We start from the raw sequence: 605 nt of genomic DNA on the forward strand, positions 1-605 counted from the left end.
GTCCACCGCCTCATCGGCGGCACCGACTACGCCGGCATCCTGGAGGGCGGGCGACTGGAGCCGGCACGGGAGTGGACGCTGCGCTGGCTCTACCACGACCCCCACGGGCCGGGCCCGGGGGGCCAGCAGTTCGCCCGCTACGACCGCTACGACTGATCCGGCAGGCCGCCCCGGGTGAGCGTCTGCGGATCGAGCAGCCGGTCCAGCTCCGCCTCCGAGAGGTCCGTCATCTCCCGGGCGACCTCGCGCACCGGCCGACCCTCCTGGTAGGCGCGCTTGGCGACGGCGGCCCCCTTCTCGTAGCCGATCACGGAGTTGAGCGCGGTCACCAGGATCGGGTTGCGCTCCAGCGCCTCGGACAGCCGCGCCTCGTTGACGGTGAAACCGGCGATGGCATCGTCGGCCAGAGAGCGCGAGGCGTTGGCCAGCAGCGTCTCGCTCTGGAGCAGGTTGTAGGCGATCACGGGCAGCATCACGTTGAGCTGGAAGTTGCCGCTCTGCCCGGCGATGCCCACGGTCGCGTCGTTACCCATCACCTGCGCGGCGACCATGGCCACGGACTCCGGGATCACCGGATTGACCTTGCCGGGCATGATGCTGCTGCC

General features: G+C 70.7%; 1 protein-coding gene. It reads right to left on the reverse strand.

The window, feature by feature from the left end:
• Positions 1-146 precede the first annotated feature (146 nt).
• Positions 147-605: lyase family protein (locus G7A99_RS23775; RefSeq protein WP_240466406.1), on the reverse strand; the 459-nt coding region annotated here is incomplete at its 5' end.

The organism is Arhodomonas sp. KWT, assembly GCF_010993615.1.